15 protein-coding genes are annotated in these 18,722 nt (G+C 65.2%); 6 read left to right on the forward strand and 9 right to left on the reverse strand.

What is annotated here, in order from left to right; all coding sequences use genetic code 11:
* Positions 1-14 precede the first annotated feature (14 nt).
* From QW881_RS22450 to QW881_RS22465, 4 genes are all read right to left on the reverse strand, one after another.
* Positions 15-2,810 carry a hybrid sensor histidine kinase/response regulator gene (locus QW881_RS22450; RefSeq protein WP_315757213.1) on the reverse strand — a complete coding sequence of 932 codons (2,796 nt, stop codon included), beginning with the start codon at positions 2,808-2,810 and terminating at the stop codon, positions 15-17.
* Positions 2,811-3,067: 257 nt separating this feature from the next.
* The gene (gene flbT, locus QW881_RS22455) at positions 3,068-3,463 is read right to left on the reverse strand and encodes a flagellar biosynthesis repressor FlbT (protein WP_315740791.1); all 396 of its coding nucleotides are present in this window, start codon (positions 3,461-3,463) and stop codon (positions 3,068-3,070) included.
* A gap of 226 nt (positions 3,464-3,689) precedes the next feature.
* The gene (locus tag QW881_RS22460; RefSeq protein ID WP_316158702.1) at positions 3,690-5,240 is read right to left on the reverse strand and encodes a flagellin; all 1,551 of its coding nucleotides are present in this window, start codon (positions 5,238-5,240) and stop codon (positions 3,690-3,692) included.
* Positions 5,241-5,536: 296 nt separating this feature from the next.
* Entirely contained in the window at positions 5,537-6,286 is a 750-nt protein-coding gene (locus tag QW881_RS22465) for a histidine kinase dimerization/phospho-acceptor domain-containing protein (RefSeq protein WP_315757210.1), read from the reverse strand.
* A gap of 656 nt (positions 6,287-6,942) precedes the next feature.
* Here QW881_RS22465 and QW881_RS22470 point away from each other — a divergent pair.
* The 5 genes from QW881_RS22470 (at position 6,943) to QW881_RS22490 (ending at position 11,983) form a co-directional block, all read left to right on the forward strand.
* Complete coding sequence (locus tag QW881_RS22470) at positions 6,943-7,665, forward strand: Crp/Fnr family transcriptional regulator (protein WP_315757209.1); 723 nt, start codon at positions 6,943-6,945, stop codon at positions 7,663-7,665.
* A gap of 244 nt (positions 7,666-7,909) precedes the next feature.
* Entirely contained in the window at positions 7,910-8,299 is a 390-nt protein-coding gene (locus QW881_RS22475; RefSeq protein ID WP_008968243.1) for a response regulator, read from the forward strand.
* Between the two features lie 223 nt (positions 8,300-8,522).
* Complete coding sequence (locus QW881_RS22480) at positions 8,523-8,936, forward strand: response regulator (protein ID WP_315757208.1); 414 nt, start codon at positions 8,523-8,525, stop codon at positions 8,934-8,936.
* Positions 8,937-8,942: 6 nt separating this feature from the next.
* The gene (locus QW881_RS22485) at positions 8,943-11,492 is read left to right on the forward strand and encodes a hybrid sensor histidine kinase/response regulator (protein WP_315757207.1); all 2,550 of its coding nucleotides are present in this window, start codon (positions 8,943-8,945) and stop codon (positions 11,490-11,492) included.
* Positions 11,493-11,737: 245 nt separating this feature from the next.
* Entirely contained in the window at positions 11,738-11,983 is a 246-nt protein-coding gene (locus QW881_RS22490; protein ID WP_315740795.1) for a hypothetical protein, read from the forward strand.
* A 127-nt stretch (positions 11,984-12,110) separates the two neighbouring features.
* Here QW881_RS22490 and QW881_RS22495 read toward each other — a convergent pair whose 3' ends face one another.
* Complete coding sequence (locus QW881_RS22495; RefSeq protein WP_315757206.1) at positions 12,111-12,716, reverse strand: LuxR C-terminal-related transcriptional regulator; 606 nt, start codon at positions 12,714-12,716, stop codon at positions 12,111-12,113.
* 316 nt (positions 12,717-13,032) lie between these two features.
* Between QW881_RS22495 and QW881_RS22500 the strand changes: the two genes are divergently transcribed.
* Entirely contained in the window at positions 13,033-14,184 is a 1,152-nt protein-coding gene (locus tag QW881_RS22500; protein ID WP_315757205.1) for a hypothetical protein, read from the forward strand.
* A 33-nt stretch (positions 14,185-14,217) separates the two neighbouring features.
* On the opposite strand, the gene ipdC is transcribed toward QW881_RS22500, so the two are convergent.
* The 4 genes from ipdC to QW881_RS22520 all read right to left on the reverse strand — a co-directional run bounded on the left by ipdC (position 14,218) and on the right by QW881_RS22520 (position 18,672).
* Positions 14,218-15,855, reverse strand: coding sequence for an indolepyruvate/phenylpyruvate decarboxylase (gene ipdC, locus QW881_RS22505; RefSeq protein WP_315757204.1), 1,638 nt, complete (start codon positions 15,853-15,855; stop codon positions 14,218-14,220).
* Positions 15,856-16,011: 156 nt separating this feature from the next.
* Positions 16,012-16,203 carry a hypothetical protein gene (locus tag QW881_RS22510; protein WP_315757203.1) on the reverse strand — a complete coding sequence of 64 codons (192 nt, stop codon included), beginning with the start codon at positions 16,201-16,203 and terminating at the stop codon, positions 16,012-16,014.
* A gap of 141 nt (positions 16,204-16,344) precedes the next feature.
* Positions 16,345-17,256, reverse strand: coding sequence for an acyl-CoA acyltransferase (locus tag QW881_RS22515; protein WP_315757202.1), 912 nt, complete (start codon positions 17,254-17,256; stop codon positions 16,345-16,347).
* A 195-nt stretch (positions 17,257-17,451) separates the two neighbouring features.
* Positions 17,452-18,672, reverse strand: coding sequence for a hypothetical protein (locus QW881_RS22520; protein ID WP_409999003.1), 1,221 nt, complete (start codon positions 18,670-18,672; stop codon positions 17,452-17,454).
* Positions 18,673-18,722 lie beyond the last annotated feature (50 nt).

The following is an 18,722-nucleotide window of genomic DNA, read 5'->3' on the forward strand; positions in this document are numbered from 1 at the left end:
CTGTCCGCTTGCTGTCACGCGGCCCGCCGGTTGGCTTCGGCGCGCGCCCGTTCCTCGATCTGTTCCTTCAGCGCCGCGATCAGGCCGGGCCGGTCGAACTTGGCGATGTAGTCGTAGAGCCCGGCCTGGCGGCCGCGCTCGATCGCCGCCGGCGACACCAGCGACGACACCGCGATGACCGGCATCTGGTTCAGGTTCTGGTCGGCGCGGATCGCCTCGGTAAACTCGAAGCCGTTCATCTCCGGCATCTCGATGTCGGTGACGACGATGTCGAAGCTGTGCCCGGAACGCAGCGTGGCGAGGCCCTCGATCGCCGATGCCGCCGTGCGCACCTTGTAGCCGGCCGACTTCAACACCGGCGCCAGCATGTTGCGGAAGAACGGCGAGTCGTCGACCAAGAGCACCGACTGCGTCTGCGACTCGGTCGCCATCTCCTTGCGGATGAACCAGTCGGCGAACGCCATCGGCAGGAAGTGGCCGACGTCGATCACTTCCGTCGCCTGGCCCTTGATCACCGCCGAGCCGAGGATGCCGTCCTTGGCGCCGGAGACCTGGATGTTGAGCCGCTCCTCGACGATGTCGATGATCTCATCGACCACGAGGCCCATCGCCCGGGTCTCGTCGGCGAACACCAGGATCGGCTGCGAGCCTGACGTCTGCACCGACACGCCTTCCATCTGCACCAAGGGCATCAGCTGGTCGCGGTACTGCACCATGTAGCGGCCGTTGGAGATCTCGATCTTGTCGGCCGCGATCTCCTCCAGGCGCGTGACCAGCGCCAGCGGCACCGCCTTGGGCTGCGCCGTGCCGGCGCGGAACACCAGGAGCGAGGTGAGCTGCTCGCCGCCGATCGCGTGATGCGCGGCGTGTTCGTCGGATACCGCCTGCGAGGCCGAGCCGGCGGCGCCGAGCGCTTTCGCAATGCCGTTCGGATCGATGATCATGATCACGGCGCCGTCGCCCAGGATGGTGTTGCCCGAGAACATGTCGATGTGACGCAGCTTGGTCGACATCGGCTTGACCACGATTTCCTCGGTGTGGAACACGCAGTCCACCACGATGCCGAAGGTCTGGTTGCCGACCTGCGTCACCACGATGAAGCCGTTCTCCGGATCGGTCGACGAGCCGTCGTCGATCTTCAAGAGCTTCTTCAGATGCATCAGCGGCAGCAGCTTGTTGCGCAAGCGCAGCACCGCGGTGTCCTTGATGCGCTCGATGCGGTGCTCGGAGTTGGCGCGCGCGCGCACCAGCTCGACGACCGACAATTGCGGGATCGCGAAGCGGTCGCCACCGGCTTCGACGATCAGCGCCGAGACGATCGCGAGCGTCAGCGGGATCTTGATGGTGACCGAGGTGCCCTCGCCGAGCACCGACTTGATGTCGATGGTGCCGCCGATCTGGTCGATGTTGGTGCGCACCACGTCCATGCCGACGCCGCGGCCCGAGACCGAGGTGACGGCGGCCGCGGTCGAGAAGCCCGGCTCGAAGATGAACTTGTGGATCTGCGCTTCCGTCATCTTCTCGAGCTCGGCCTCGGTGACGAGGCCGTTCGCCAAGGCCTTGGCCTTGATGCGCTCGGTGTTGAGGCCGCGGCCGTTGTCGGCGATGCAGATGATGATGTGGCCGCCTTCATGATAGGCGGACAGCCGGATCGTGCCCTGCTCGGCCTTGCCGGCCGCGGCGCGCTCGGCCATCGTCTCCAGGCCGTGATCGGCGGAGTTGCGCACCATGTGGGTGAGCGGGTCCTTGATCAGGTCGAGCACCTGGCGGTCGAGCTCGGTGTCGGCGCCGTGCATCTCGAGTTCGATCTGCTTGCCGAGTTCGGTGGCGAGATCGCGGACGATGCGCGGCAGCTTCTGCCAGGCATTGCCGATCGGCTGCATGCGCGTCTTCATGACGCCCTCCTGCAGCTCGGCGGTGACGTTGGACAGCCGCTGCAGCGGCACCTTGAACTCGGTGTCCTCGTTGCGGCGGGCGATCTCGAGCAGCTGGTTGCGCGTCAGCACCAGCTCCGAGACCATCGTCATCAGATGTTCGAGCGTGTCGACGTTGACGCGGATCGACTGGTTGGCGACCTTGTCGTTCTCGTGCACCTCGCCATCGGCATTGGCCTTGGCGCGCGCCGCCTTCTTCGGCGCCTCGGCCTTGGCCTCTGCTTCCGCCTTGGCAGGCCCGGCCTTGGCGACCGGCGCCGGGGCAGCGGCCTTGGGCTCAGGCGCCTTCTCATGCGCGGGCGGCAACTCGATCGCGGTCTCGCGGAAGGCCCGCTCGAGCTCGTCGAGCGACACTTCGCCCGGACGCAGCGGACGCTCCAGCGTCTGGTCGATCAGCGAGCCGTGCGTGACCGCGGGCGCGGCCGGCGCTGCAGGCGCAAGCGGTGGCGCGGTCTCGCCGGCCATCGCGATCGGCTCCGCCGACGCGGCCATTGCCGCCATGCCGCGCTCGACCATGGCTTCGAGCTCGCTGATGAGGTCGCGGTCCTCGCCCTCGGGCTCGGCCTCGTTGGCCTCGAGCTGTCCCAGGATGTCCTTGATGCGGTCGATGGTGGTGAGGATCAGCGTCACGGCCTCGCCGGTGACCGGCATGCCGTCGCGGAACTTGCCCATCAGGGTCTCGGCGGCATGCGCCAGCGCTTCGAGCCGCGGCAGGCCGAGGAAGCCGCAGGTCCCCTTGATCGTGTGCACCAGCCGGAAGATGTTATCGAGGATCTTGGCGTTGTTCGGCTCCTGCTCGAACCGCACCAATTGATTATCGACGGTGTCCAGGCTCTCGCTGGTCTCCGTCAGGAACTCACGCAACAGATCGTCCATGAAACTGGCCTTCCAAGAATTGGCGCCGCGGTCACGGGGCGACCGCTGATCCCTGTCAGAGCAACGGTCGGTCCCAGCCTTCACCAGCCGCGCGGATCGATACCCGGCCCTCGCTGACTGGGCTGAACAGACTTTCGTCCGTGCCATCGTTAGGTGGGGCTTTTATCCGTCCCGTTAATTTTATTGTCCGTGCTAATACGGACGTAGCATCAACCTCTCAGGCTGCGGCGAGCCCGGCCCCTTCGGCGGCCGGAATGTCAAGGCATCGCTTCGGCCGGCGCGACTGCGCGATCCTCTCGCTCGATCAGCGCCCTGATCTCCTTCAGCGCCTTGTACAGCGCTCCTTCCGTGACATGGCGATCCACCGTCTCGGCTTGGCCGGCGGCTTCCGGAATCGCCCTACGCAACTCGTTCATGCAGGCGAGATAGGACGCGCGATAGCGGATCGCGTCGTTCTTCAGGTACATTGTCTGGACGCAGAGATAGAGGCGCTTGGCCGGCGTATCGGCGGTCTCGGCGGTGACGGTGTCACGTTCGCGGAGTATAGGCGCGTCGCCTTCGACGATGAAGCGGGCGCGCGTGTTCGAATTCACGATGACGCTGTCGCCGATCACGATGCGCTCGAAAGGCTTCAGCTCGACCCGCAAGGGCATGGCCCAACTCTCCTCTCAGAAGGCTCCTCTCGGGAGTCTCCTCTCGGGAGCGGCGTCGTCGGCAGGCTGCATTCGCGTCGACACGACGTTGCTCTCGTGCTCGCTGTCCGGCTGATCCGGCGCCGCAGACGCCGAAGCCGAGCGACGTCAATCTTCGATTATTCTAGAGCCGAAAACGGCGGGGCAAGCCCCGCCGCCTCCGATGTTCGTAGGTGCCGCCCGCGCCTTAGCGCAGGAGCTGCAGCACGCTCGCCTGCGACTGGTTGGCGAGCGACAGCGCGGACACCGCGATCGACTGGCGGGTCGACAGCGCCTGGCTGTTGGCCGCTTCCTCGTTGGTGTCGGCCAGCGTCAGGTTCGACGAGCCGGTCTGCAGCACGTTGATCAGGTTCTTGTTGAAGTCCTGACGAACCTGCACGACAGAGAGGTTCGAACCCAGCGTGGAGGCCTCGTTGCGCAGCGTGGAGCTCGCCGAGTTGAGCACGCCGATGACCTTGTTCGCCGAGCTGTTGTCGAGGAAGTCGGTGCCCGAGGTCAACGTCGAGAGGCCGAGGCCCGCCGAGTTGAACGTGACACCAGTGATCGACAGCGTCGACTTGCCGGTTTCGTTGAAGGTCAGCTTCAGCGTGTCGCCGTTCAGCAGGTTGATGCCGTTGAACGAAGCGTCAGCAGCGGTCGTGTTGATCTGCGCCAGCACGTTGTTGTACTGGGAGACCAGGCTTGCGCGCTGCGTCTGCGCGGTCGCGTCCGCCACCGGAGCCGCCGCCGTCAGACCATTGAAGGCCTGGCTGGCCGCAGCCGACGTACCACCGATCGCGCCGATCGTGGCCGAAGCCGCGTCGTTGGTCGTGGTGATCGAGATCTTGCCGGTGGACGAGTCGACCGTGGCCTGCAGGTTGTTGGCTGCGAGCTTGGCGTTGAGATCGTTCAGCGACTTGACCTGTCCTGTCCCTAGACCGAACGTGATGCTGGTCGCCGTGCCACCTCCTGTGGCGCCGACCGTCAAGGTCTGACCTGACAAGCCATCGCCGACGGCAGTCAGCCCGAGCTTGCCCAAGGTGCCGGTGCTGCCCGAGAGCGTCAATCCCGCCGCCGGAGGCGTCAGGGTGATCGCACCCGCGGTGATCGACGCGGTCACGCCGGTCTGGGTCTGGATCGCCGACAGCAGGTTGCTGACGCTGTCGCCGATGCCGATGTTGGTGCCGGACGAGGACGTGCCGGTGACGAAGGTGAAGGTGGTGCCGTTGACGACCAGCGTCTCACCGGAGGTGATGCCGGTGGCGAGGTTGTTCGACGCGGTGCCTGCCGTACCCGACAGCTTGGTCGAGCCGGTGATCGCCACCGCGCTCGAGGTATTGTCGTTGTTCACGACCGAGCCGGTCACAGCCGTCGAGCTGGAGCCGAGCAGGTCGGTGGCGGTCGCGCCGGTCAGAGCCGCCGAGGTCACGCTCGACTTGGTGGAGTAACCCACCGCGCTCTGCAGCACCTGGTTGGCGATCGACTTGGCGCTGTCGACGAGCTTCTGCAGCGAGGTGATGCCGGTGTTGGCGGCCTGCAGCACCTGCACGCCGTTGCCGATGCCGTCGAGCAGATTGGAGATGTCGGAAGCGCGGTTGTCGAGACCCTGGGCGGTGAAGAAGTTGGTCGGATTGTCGAGCGCCGAGTTGACCTTCTTGCCCGTGGAGAGGTTGTTCTGCGTGGTCGCGAGGAGCTGAGCCGTCGACTGGAGCGAGAGCAGGTTCTGGCGAACCGACGCGGAGAGGACGATACCTGACATTGTCATTCCCTTCTGGATGAACATGAGTAGACATCGCCGCACCGTTCTGTCGGCGATGGCGCAGACTGGTCCGCGGAATCCTACCCGTTCGTTAAATTGATCCCGGAACGGCCGCGCGCGGCGTCCGCCGCCGCCGTTAATCCTAATTGGCCGCTAATCAGTTCGATCAAATGCGCGCAGACCGCAGGGACTCGCGGTAAAATGGCGCGCTGACACGGTCTCGCGGTCGGCGCGCGCCGATGCGCGGTGCGACCGTTAAGGCAGCGCTAACTATGAGCTTGCGGAAGAGCGGCCGACTACGAGGGGACGCGGTCCGCGCGCGGGAGGACGATCTCGACGCCGGCGGTCCGGCCGCGCGGCTCCTTGAGCCCCAGACGTCCGTTCGAACGCCTGACGAAATCCTCGACCATGCGGATCTCCGAGAAGGCGGGATCGGCCGGAGAGGCTTCCGCCGCGCTCACTGACGCCGTCAACACGATCAGCACGTCGGAGGAAATGCCGTCGGCACCCGAGGCGTCCGCACGCATGCGCCTTGCCTCGATGTCGATGCGGCCGCCATGCTCCAATCGATGTCGGGCCCCGATCGCAAGACACAGCAGTGCCGCCATCAGTTGTCCCGGATCGGCGAAGACGGCCGGCACGTCCGCGCCCACCGATGTCGTCACCTCGACCTCGGTGCCCAATGTCGGACGAAGCAGACGAGCGACGTCGATCAGGAGCTCGTTCAACTCCACCGCACATGGCAGCGGCGGCCGGCCTCTTGCGAACGACAGAAGCTGCGAGGTCAATCGAGCGCCACGAGTCGCAGCCTCGTCGATCAGACGCGCGACGGCCGCCAGTTCGGGCTTGTCCTCGACCGCTTCGGCGAGAATATCGATGGTCCCCGTGATCACGGTGAGAATGTTGTTGAAGTCGTGCAGCAGACCGCCGGCAACCTGACCGACGATCGCCATTCCTGGGTGGATGTCCGGCGTCGCTGCGGCCGGAATGTCTACGCCCGCGCTCGGCAACGACTGGTTGGACCGCTGGTAGGTGGAAGAGGCCATGAATCCTGCATTACCTGTTGGGGGGAGGACGGCGGGGCTACCGGGACGCAAACGAACGGACGCCGCTGCAACGTTCAGCTTCGTCTTGGCGCTCAGTCTCATCGCTGACCATCGATCGCGCTCCAGCTGGATGCAGCATCAGGCGGACTCCTGCTCCTGCAATGACGACAACCTCGTCACCGCCAGTCGCAAAACACCGGCCGATGCCTCCACTCGCGACGAGGGTTGCATCCGACAGGAAAAGATCCGTCAACGAATCAGCGCGCTTATTAGCGATTTTGGCTTCAAGATGTCCGCTGTCAATTGCGGCCGCATGCTACGTGGTGTTCGTGCCCGCCGGAGCTGCGGCGGCCGGAGCAAGAAGGAGGCTCGCCGCAAGCGCGTTACGCTGCTTTCACCAGCCGAGGCGAGGCTGATGCGTGCCGACTGTATACAACAGCGCGCTATCAGATCAGCACATCGCACACATGTTGATGGCCAAATGCGCAACCGCGCATCCGCGCCCGTCTGCACGACAACGAGCACAGCAGGAACGAATGGCCTTTACTGGGAATATTACCCGTAATTCTTCTTGTCAGCGGATGGGACGCAGTTCTATGGAACCATGAGTGCATTGAGATCTGCGAGGCTCCGTTACTGCAATGCAGGAGATGGCTTTGGACCCCAGCTTGCGTTCTCCGAACGGCTTCCTGTCGTCACTGACCGACGATGACTTCGAGCTGATCCGACCCTATCTGCGGACCGTGGATCTGGTGCAAGACTCCATTCTCGCCGAGGTCGGCGAAAAGCTTTCGCGCATCTACTTTCCTCATCGCGGCGTCATCTCGCTGGTCGTGAACCTCGCGCGCGGAGAGCGCGTTCAGGTGGCGATGATCGGTCGCGATAGTCTCTTCGGAAGCATGTCCCTGCTCGCGGGCGGCGATCCGGTGGTGCTGAACAGCGCGGTGGTCCTCGTTCCCGGTGCGGCATCGGTCGTCGACATCGACAAGGTACGGGCGGCCGCCGAACAGAGCCCCTCGTTTCGCGCGCTGATGTTGCGCCACGCACTCGCCATCTACGTGCAGAGCCAGCAGACCGCCGGTTGCAACGCCGCCCACACCGTCGAGTCGCGTCTCGCCCGTTGCCTGCTGCAGACGCATGACCTTTCAGGCGGCAACAAGCTCTACATCACCCAGGAGGCCCTGGCGCAGATGATCGGCGCCCGGCGCAACAGCGTCTCGCTGGTGGCGAGCACGCTGCAGCAGGCGGACTTCATCCACTATAGCCGCGGCCATATCGAGATCATCGATCTGGACGGGCTGAAGAAGACGGCGTGCGAGTGCTACGGTGCGGTGAAGGCCCACTACGAGAATCTGGTCCGGCCACGCAGCGTGCCGTGAGCAGGCGTCGTTCCGGCCCTCGCTCGTCGCGCGCCGTTGCCTCGCCGAGCGCCCTTGCCTCCGTACAACTACGGCCCATCGCGTGATCCCCGTCGTCGGCACCGCTGGAATTAACGCGCTGTTCAACGGGCGCTGATAATTGTCGACGTGCTGACGAGCGCGAGTTCCAAGAAGCGTCGAATAATCTTCGTGCTGATATACCTCGCCCGTGTTCGGCTTTTGACCAAACGCGCGGAGTAATGACATGGCCTTTGATCTGTCGATGCCGATCCTGGTGGTCGATGACTACGCCACTATGATCCGGATCATCCGCAACCTGCTGAAGCAGCTCGGATTTGAGAACGTCGACGACGCCAGCGACGGATCGGCCGCGCTCTCGAAGATGCAGGCGAAGAAGTACGGTCTGGTGATCTCCGACTGGAACATGGAACCGATGACCGGCTACGACCTGCTGCGGGAGGTGCGCGCCAGCCCGGAGCTGTCGAAGACCCCGTTCATCATGATCACAGCCGAGTCGAAGACCGAAAACGTCATCGCCGCCAAGAAGGCCGGCGTGAGCAACTACATCGTCAAGCCGTTCAATGCGGCGACGCTCAAGACCAAGATGGAAGCCGTGTTCGGCCCGGCCGAATAGCCGAGCTCCCTGGGAATGTCCTGCGCGGCGGCCGGACCGGTGTTCGGCCGCTTTCTCTTTGGCGGGCGAACTCCGCGTGGTTGACGACGGCAGGACGCATACATCGCCGTGCCCTCCCCGTAGTCGTACGGAAACCAAAATTTACGAGGGGGTCAGAGCCGGCCGATAGACACAATCCTGCTTGCCGATGACCCCGTCAGGGTGGCAACGGGACAGGGAATTCATGCGCAACGACCTCCTCGTGATCGAAGATGCCGCCGTGCATCTGTCCATCTTGCGAAAGATCGCAGCACAGGCCGGCTTCAACACGACGGGCGTGAGCTCGGTCGACGCCGCCTCGATCGTCCTGCAGAGAGGGCACTTCGACTGCGTCACGCTGGACCTCTCGCTGGGCGACCGCTCCGGCACCGAGGTTCTCGGTCGCCTCGCACAGTTGAAGTTTCGGGGACCGGTGCTGATCGTCAGCGCCGCCGAGGAGGACGCGCTCTACGCCTCGGTTCGTGTCAGCAACGGTCTCAAGCTCAACGTATATCCTCCCTTCTCGAAGCCGATCGATCTGATGCGGCTCCGGCAGACTCTGAAGCAGATCGCGCAGGAGACCGATTGCCGGCGGCTGGTCAGAGCGGCGGGCTGGTAGCAGGCGATGAGCAACAAGAAGCGCTTTCTGGGAGCGCCTGCAGCGATCGCGCTGATCCTCATCTGCGTCATTGCCGGCAGCAACCTGTTCTTCCTCACCAACCTGCGCGAGAACGCGCTTCAGCACGCCGAGGAAGATCTCAGCCGCCATAGTCTCACGCTTGCAGAGAACGCCGACCGCTCGGTGAAATCGGTCGACCTCGTGCTCACGAGCGTGCGCGACTACCTGGTGCGCGGCGGCGCCATCGACGCTGCGACGTTTCGCAAGGTCGCGTCGGACCATCAGACCCACCTCCTGCTCAAGGAGAAAATCGCAGGACTGCCGCAGATCGATGCGGTGACGCTGATCGACGCACAAGGCGGGCTCCTGAACTTCTCGCGCTACTGGCCGATCCCGGACGTCAACATCGCCGACCGCGACTATTTCAAGGCGCTGAAGGCCGACCCTGCACTGCAGACCTTCCTCAGCACGCCGGTTCAGAATCGCGGCGACGGCACCTGGAACATCTATTTTGCCCGCCGGCTCGACGATTCCAATGGCGAGTTCATGGGCATGATGCTCGGCGCCATGTCCGTGCCCTATCTGGAGAACTTCTTCGGCTCTACCGCGCAGGGTCTCGATGCCGCGGTGTCGCTGATCCGCGAGGACGGTACGCTGCTCGCGCATTTTCCGCCCACGAGCGAGATCGGCAAGCCGACCTCCGGCTTCGGTCAGCGCGCGCTGTCGGCCGGCGGCGTGCTGCGCGAACCCTCCGCACGAACCGGCGAGATGCGCCTGCGGGCGGCAAAGATGCTGCCGAACTATCCCGCGATGATCGTGGTGTCGGTGTTCGAGCACGACGTCCTGAAGGCCTGGCGCGACATGGCGACGCTTCTGGTCATCGTGTCCCTGGTGAGCGCGATGGCCGTGTTCGCGGCCGCCGTCCTGATCTCCCGCTGGTGGGAACGCCACGAGCACCTGATCGAGGCCGCCGAGGCCGCGAACGCGGCGAAGTCCACCTTCGTCGCGATGATGAGCCACGAGATCCGCACGCCGATGAACGCGGTGCTCGGCCTCGCCACGACGCTGCTGGAGACCAATCTCGATCCCGAGCAGCGCCGCTCGGTGGTGGCGATCCACAATGCCGGCGACAATCTGCTCGAGATCCTCAACGACATTCTCGACTTCTCCAAGCTCGAATCCGGCCAGCTCTCGCTCGAGGACATCGCGTTCTCCGCCGAGGCCCTGGTCCACAACACGCTGAGCATCATCGGTCCGCGGGCTTCCGCCAAGGACCTGAAGCTGAGGAGCGTCAGCGACCCGGCCGTGCCGCCGGCGCTGGTCGGCGACGCCGGCCGCATTCGCCAGATCCTGCTCAACCTGGTGTCCAACGCGGTCAAGTTCACCTCGTCCGGCGAAGTGGTCGTCACGACGCGCGGCATCGAGAAGGATGACGAGAAGGCGACGGTGGAATGGACGGTGACCGACACCGGCATCGGCATTGCCGCCGACAAGATCGGCTCGCTGTTCGCGAACTTCGTCCAGGCCGACAATTCGATCAGCCGCCGGTTCGGCGGCTCCGGACTCGGGCTTGCGATCTGCAAGCGCCTGATCGAGCAGATGGGGGGTGACATCAAGGTCACCTCGACGCTGGGCAGCGGATCCACCTTCTCGTTCCGCCTGACGCTGCCGATTGCCGAGACCATCGCGGTGCCAGAGCAGAACGACGACGGCATCTACGCCTCGCTGCAGAACCGGATCGCGGCGTTCGGCCGGCCGCTGCGCGTCCTCGTGGTCGACGACAATCCGACCAATCGCCTGGTCGCGACCAAGATGCTCAAGGATTTCGACATCCAGACCGACACGGCCTGCGACGGCGCCGAGGCCGTCACCGCCGCCAGCCGCTTCAACTACGACCTGATCCTGATGGACGTCCGCATGCCGGAGATGGACGGCTTCCAGGCAACCCGGACCATTCGCGCGCGAGGCGAGCGCCGTTCCAACGTGCCGATCATCGCCTTCACGGCGAACGCCTTCATGGAGGATATCCGGGCCTGCCGGGAAGCCGGGATGAACGACTTCGTCGTCAAGCCGGCCCGCAAGAAAGCGCTCGTGGAGGCCATCCTGCGCGTGCTGCCCCTGCCCGTGCCGGTGCTGGACACCGTGGCGTCAGACGCCCCGCTGGTGCCGGCCCAGCCGGATGCCAGGGCCGCCGACATTGCCACCGACACCGAAATTGCTCCCGAAGCCGCGCTCGACCGCGAAGCCTATGCCGAGCTGGTCGGCGAGATCGGAGACGAGGCCGCGGAGGAGATCCGCGACGTGTTCTTCAGCGAGACGGATGCGCGGCTGAAGCAGCTCCGCCAGCTGACGCTCGACGGCGAGCGCATCAAGATCGGCCGCGAGGCGCATTCGCTCAAGAGCGCAGCCGGAACCTTCGGCTACCGTCGGCTTGCGACCTACGCGCTCGCGCTGGAGAAGAGCGCGCCACGCCTGTCCGCCAAGGAGTATGCCGAGCTGCTCGACAACATCGAGGCCGCCTACGCCGCCGCCCGCGCCCAGGAGCTGCAATATTGAAGCGGGGAGGCCGCAGGCCTCGATGGCGCAATCCGATCTGCGCGGCGTCTCGCACGCCGCACCGCCGCAACGAGGACGGGCTCGGACGATCGAGATGGCAAACGAGACGTTCACGACGCGGATTCGCCGAACCTGATCTTCATATTCCCTTACAATAGGTTGACGCCGTACTTCTACGGCTCACGATTTTCACAATCAACTAATCATGAGCTGCGAGACTCGGGGTCACATAGGAGATGTGTCCCATGTTTACTTTTGAAACCGCCGACCAGAAGGAAGTCAGGCGTTTCCGAATTGCGCAGTTCAACGGCCGGACCGCGACCGTGAAATCCGGCGGATCGACGATCACCGGCCACGTCCGTTCAGTCATGGAGAACGAAGCGAGCGTACCGCCGCGCTGGACCATTACGATCGTGCCGGCACCGCCCAAGGCGCAAGCGCCGCTGCGCCCGACCTCCCGGGTTCGCCCCTTCGCCGAGGATTATTTCTGACAGCACGGACGTCCGCGTCCCGATCAGCGCGTTCGACCGAGCCGGTCGGACGCCGATCTTCATTGCCTGCAGCGCGGGGCACCGCGGGGGTCGAAAGCGCGAGCGCGGCATTCGCGCTCGTCCGCCGTCATCCGATCTGGTTGAGAAGTGCTGCGCGAACGAGTTCGGCTGTGTTGCGCGCGCCAACCTTGCGCATGGCCTCGGCGCGATGGCTCTCGAAGGTGCGGGGACTGATGCCCATGCGCAAGGCGCCCTCCTTGTTCGAATGCCCCTCACTGATCAGCTTGAGGACCTCGTGTTCGCGCGGGGTCAGCGACTTGCTGGCCCGGCCGGGTGGTCGCGCGGACGCCGTGCCCTGCTCGTGAGCCGGCACCGTCCGCGACAGCGGTCTTAACTGCCCGTGCGCGCCGGACATCTGGTTGACCAGGGCGCAGATCCGCTCTGTCTGCAGCAACGCGTTGTCGACGACCACCTGGACATGCCGGCGCTCGCCGGGCGTCCTGGCGATCTCGTCGCTGCGCTGCTTGATTTCCTCCATGTAGAGCATCAGGGCGGTGAGCGAACCGTTCAGCTGACGCGCCAAAGCGAGCGTGGCCTGGTCGTCGTGACGTCCCATCGCGAGCGGCGCAGACGTGCCGGAACGGGTCGCCAGGAGGTCCGGGTCGTTAACCCCTTGGCCGCCCGGAGCAGGTGCGGCGTGAGCGTCGGAAAGGCTGTTGTTCAGCTGTGCCATGCCTCATTCTGACGCGGCGGCAGCTTTAACATGGTTAATTATGCCGTCCGTAGCAATACGGGATTTTTCCCGGCAACTCGCGCAACCGCCAATAATTTTCCCAAAAGTTACAATCTGAAATGGTTAAGCCGGGGCGTGATGCCGCGCTTCGGGAGACCCGTCCCCGGCGCGTGCCGCGACGCCTGTCCACGATGTCGTGCAATGCTACGATTGTTTACTGACATTAATTTCGCACCAACTGTTTCGTGCTTCGATGAGCTCCGTGCTCGTCCGTGGAGACGAGCGACCTTGACATATAGCTGACAGCCTGACGCCAATGGGACCGGTCGACCGGATCTGGGAATTCCTGCAGCGGTTGTCACCGCTGACACGAAGCTGTCTGCTCAGCGAGCTCGAACGGCTGGAGCTGAGCGGCGTCGACATGCCGGGATCCGCCGACCTCCAGGCCCGGCTGCGCGCCGAGATCCGCAACAACAATGGCGCCGGCGGCCACCGCACCATCAATCCTTCGCGCTACTTCTTCATGCCCGTCGAGCAGCTTCTCATCGACGGTTCGCCGGAGCACGCCAATGAGGGCCGCATTGCCCGCGGCTCCCTCACGCCGATCTGGGAATGGATCTCGCGCGATCTGCTGCCGACCATGGCGCGAGATTACAACGCGCAGATGAAGGAGCTGATCGCCGGGGACAAGCAGCGCGAGATCCGCCAGGTTGCGAGCGCGTTCCAGACCAAGGTGACGAAGTCGCTGGAAGGCACGTTGGCGCGCGCCGAGGGCATCGAGCAGGTCCGCAGCAAGCTGAAGGCCTATACGGCCTCGCCGTCGGTGTTCGACGACGTCGTCAAGCTGTTGAAGGCGCTGCGCGCCCGCGAGGAACTCGCAAAGTTCGCCGATTCGCTGCCGGACCGGATCGTGGAGTTCGACGATCCGCAGGTGAAGAAGATGGTGCTGCTGCTCGATGCGCTGCGCAAGAGGCAGCCGGAAGCCGTGCCCTTTGCGTTGACGCTGGTCGCCAAGCGTCTGAAGGAGCCCTGGCAGGTGTTGCGGCTGGCGACCAAGGCGGCGCGCTCGAAGAACGTCGCGGACGTCATCGCTGCGCCCTACGCCATGACCGTGCCGATGGTGCTCGATCAGCTCGAGGACAAGCGGCTCGCGCTTCGTGTCGCGTTGAAGAACAACCGCGTCGTGACCGCCAAGGAAATCCTCACCAGCATCTATGACATCGAGTATGCGATCCAGGTCCGCATCGATCGCATCGACGAGTCCGAGTGGGGCACGCGCCTGAACGCCATCATGGCCAATACCGACAGAATGGTGCAGGCCGAGGTCAAGCGCTTCCCCGCAGAAGTTGGGCACGTGCTCGGCTCCAACAGGCTGCGCAGCCATCGCTCGCTCGGCGGCCGCCTCACCTATTTCGCCTGGAAGGGCCGTGACGCGATCAAGACGGTGCTGCGGTCGGCAACCGGTTGACGGCCGCGCGTTCAGAGCGCCCTTCCGGCCATCCTAGCCCTGAGCCATGCGCTCGCGCGCCGACTTGAATCCTGCCACGAAGCGCGCCAGCGTGTCCGAGGTCTTGCCGCGCGGCAGCATCACTTCGATCAGCGAGAAGCGTCCGCGCCGATGCACCGCGCGCTCCAGCGCAGCGACGAGCTCGCTCCGGGTGGCGACGCGCTCGCCGGTGCCGCCGATGGAATTGGCGATGTCGGCATAGTGCCAGTCATCGAGATCGTTGAACCGCGACTCCGGCTGGAACACGCGCAGCATCTCCCAGCTGCAATTGTTGAACAGCACGACGATCGGATCGAGGCCGTAGCGGCGACAGTTGCCGAGCTCCCATCCGGTCATCTGGAATGCGCCATCGCCGACCAGGATCAGCGGACGAAGGCCGGTCGCGGCCACGCCGATGCCAGCCGGCACGCCGAAGCCCATCCCGGCGTAGTAGCCCGGCGCGGCCAGCGCGGTATTGTCGATCTCCATCGCGGTGAACAGGCAGTCGCCGATATCGGAGGTCATCGGCATTCGGCCATGGCGATCGAACATGTCGTTGACCGCGGTCGCGATGTCCGAAGGCGCAATCGGCGCACCATCGGCCGCGAGGCCGCGCGGATAGACCGAGCGCTGCCGCGGCAGGCCGGGAGCTGCGGCCCGCGGTGCCGCGCGCTCGTCGAGCGCATCGATCAGATCGCCGAGCGGCATGTCGCGATAGGCGTGATGGCCGATCTGAACCTCACGGCTGGCGGCCAGGATCATGCGGCGCGGGTCCGGCGCCCGGTTGGACAGCGCGAAATTGGTGTCCGACAGGATGACGCCCAGCATCAGCACGAGATCAGCATTCTCGACCAGCTCCGTGATCGCGGGATTGCCCGCGGCGCCAAGATAGGTGCCGGCGACGACATCGTCGGCCCTGTCGAGCAGGCCGCGGCCCATGAAGGTCGTCACCAGCGGCAGGCCGAGCTTGCGCGCGAGCGCCGCGATCCTGTCCTCGACGCCGTAGCGGCGGATTTCAACGTCGACGACGATCACGGGACGCTCCGCCTGCGCGATGCGGGCGAGGATCTCCTCGACGCATTCGTCGAGCGCCTCGCGGCTGGCCCGCCGCGGCGGCAGCGGCACCACCGGCTCGACCTCGGCATCGACCATGTCGCGCGGAAATTCGAGATAGACCGGCAACGACATCTCCTTCGCGCTGCGCAGCACGCGCGCAATCTGGGCCGGCGCCGTGGCCGGATCGCTCAGCACCGCCTGATCGCAGGTGATCTCCTTGAACACCGCGAGCTGCGTGTCGACGGTGCGGGCCTGGTGGTGCAGCAGAAAACCGGAGACGCGCTCACGCGCGCCGGGCGCGCCCGCGATCACCACGACCGGCGAGCGTTCGGCATAGGCGCCGGCGACCGCGTTCACGACGTTGAAGGCGCCGGCGCCGTAGGTGACGACGGCGACGCCGAGGCCGCCATGATAGCGCGCGGCCGCGTCCGCAGCGAAGCCGACCGCCGGCTCATGGCTCAGCGTGAAGCTCGGCAGGATGTTGCTCTCCTCGATGACCTTGAACAGCGGCAGCACGAAGTCGCCGGGAATGCCAAAGATCTCGCGGGCGCCATGGTCCTTCAGGGCGGCGAGCAGCGCATGGGCAAGAGCAGGCATCCGGATCCCCTGAGCGTGGCGTGACGTTCAGCCGGTGCTACACGATGAGGGGCGGACTGCCAACCGCCGGCCGTTCGGTCCGCGAGCCGTGCCGTCCGGATCGCCCCGTCCAAACTTCATGCTGGAGCGGCAAGGCCCGAGCCCACCCGCGCCACGTCAGTTCGCCGTCAGCCGCAGAGCCTGGACGGAGGGTGTAGCGCCATGCGGGACGGCAAGCGCAACCGTGAACAGGATAGCGACTGCCACGATCATGCAGAGCTTCATCACGACCGTCCTGCGATCGGTGATCGGCAGGAACAAGAAGAACAGCAGCATCGCCGCCAGCGCGAGTTCGAAAACGTAAGACATGGATGACCACCTCCCTTGCCAGGAGGATGGCGCAGGCCGGAAGCCCAGACTGTGCGTGCCGTCACATCGGTCCCATAGACCACGCGAGCCAGTATCCCGGCCGCCGCAGCGGGACCATGCAACCCAATCAATTGCCACCTCTCAGCCGTCGAACAGCGCGGCCTCGGTAAAGGCGAGATCGCCGAGACGCGGCGGATGCGGACCCTTGGCATATTTGCGTCCGCGCTTGTCCGAGTACCAGCCGGCCAGCCCGGCAACGGGCTCGTTCGCATCGAGCCGCACCAGCAGGCCGCCCCGCCGCAGCAGGAACCGGCCGATGTTGCCGGCCAGCCGCACGAGGTCGGCGACATCCCGGCAATACAGCAGGCGATACACCGGCAGCGCGTTCATCACCCGGTGCTTCTGAAACACGAACGGATACGCCGCATCGGCCTCGCGCGCGACGAGACCGAGACACCCCCATTGCGCATGCTGCCGCAACAGATCCGCCTCATCGGGAGAGAGCCCGTGCACATCGTCCTCGGAGAATTCTTCGATACGGACATCCGAGCGCGGTCGCGACAGGGCCAGCGCGGCGTAGACCTGTCCCTTGCAGTAGACCGAAAAGCCCTGAGCCTCGACCTGTGGCCAAGTGTGCGGGGCCGGCGTGATGTTGAAATAGGTCACCGTCTTGTCGCGCGTCGCCGCGCGCACCAGCATCGAGCTGAAGGCACGGAACGCCGGCTCGACATACCAGCTCGAGACATTGGCCCTGACGATCGGCTTACCGCCGCTGTGGAGCTCGGAGAACAGCAGCAGGATCACGCCGACGGGAACGCCGCCATGGTCGAGACAATAGCCGAATGCCGGAAAGCCGGCCGGCCGCGGGCGCGCCGCGTGACGTTCGAGTCCGCGCAGCCAATAGGCCTCGCTGCGGAAGGCGAATCCGCGCGTCAGCAGCGCAGCGACCGCCGGCAGATCCGCCGTGCGGATCTCTCGGATGCGAACCCCGGTCACGGCCTGCGCCGGCATCGGCTTGTCGTTCGCAATCTCGGCCTTTTTGGTCGGCTGCATTCCAGCATCACCCGAGAGAGGTCCAGCGCGTCACCCGTCGCGCGGCGGGATTGTCGTGGCTGCAATTATCGTAGAAAGGTCAGGTGGCAGTGAACCACGTCGCGCTGGCCTTACTTTTCAGTTAATGGAACACGCGAGCCGCACCCGTCATGCTTCGATCAGCGCCGACATGATCTTCGCGATCCGGGCCGCCGCTCACGGCCGCGGCACGCGAAACATGTAGGTTTCATCGGCATTGAGGCCGTCGACGAAGAAACGTCCGGGCTTTGCCTCGATCCGGCGCCGCAGCCCATCCCAGCCCCAGACCTCGAGGCTGCGCGTCCATGCGGGCAGCTCGAGCTCGACCGCGCGGCCCGGCCGGTCGGTCCAGCCGGCAATGTTCTGCCACACGATCAAATCGGCATCCGATCCGCGCAGCGTGTACAGCGCCAGCCGCCGGTCGATGGACACGATCCTCATGTGACCGGCGAGCTGCAACACCGTCTTCACCACGAGGCTGCGCGCCTCCGGGGTCCAGGGATCCTTGCCCGTCGCCATCGCATAGGCCACACCGTCGACGTCGGGCGTGTCGCCGAGATTCCAAGGAAACGCCAGCATGGACACCGGCATGCTGCCATCCTTGCCGACCACCGCAAGCTGGTCCCAGATCGCATTGAGAAACAATCTCGCCGCGTCCGTATCGCTGTCCCACGCGCCGGCGCGCGCGACGTTGAACTCGGTTGCGTAGAAGTTGACGTCACGGCTCAGCCCCATCGCCTGCTTGATGCGGTCGAAGCAGGTCTGCACCGAGAACTCGCGGCCGCGGGTCATCGGATACCATTTATCATTGTAGTAGGTATGCAGGTCGATGCCGTCGAGACGGCCGTCCTCGAGCAGATCGGCGATCGCCGGACCGTAGCCGCGCAACGTCGCATCGCCATGCGAGTTGCAGGTGGCAAAGCCGCCGGGAACGACCCGCAGCTTGGGGTCGACGCTGTGAACACCGTCCGCAAACCCGGCCAGCGCGTCGTGATAGTCCCGGCGCGGGATCGCGGCCTGCACGTCGGGCTCGTTGATCGCGGTGAAGACGGTTGCGCCCCAATCGGGAATGCCGTTCTCGCGGCCCCAATCGCCACCGGGACGGAAACGCCTCGCCATCGCCTGCCCGGCGGCGAACCAGTCCTGATAGGATCCGATCGGCTGCGGCGGATCCAACCTCTGATAGCTGCCTTCGTACTCCAGCAGGATCAGCGGTATGATACCGTTCTTGTGCGCCTCCAGCATGGCGGCATCGAAGTCGTGCGGCGTGGGCACCCGCGCCAACGTCCGCCAGCCATAGGAGTCCATTCGTCCCATCCTGGCACCGACGCCGTGCAGCGCCTGATAGATCTGCGTGCTCTTGCCGGCCAGATGCGTGACCAGATTGCCGCCGCCGATGCGCTCGTCGATCCGCAACGCCGAGGCGTTCGTTTCGCCGGCGCGAACGG

This window comes from Bradyrhizobium sp. SZCCHNS3016 (assembly GCF_032484535.1).
Taxonomy (GTDB): Bacteria; Pseudomonadota; Alphaproteobacteria; order Rhizobiales; family Xanthobacteraceae; genus Bradyrhizobium.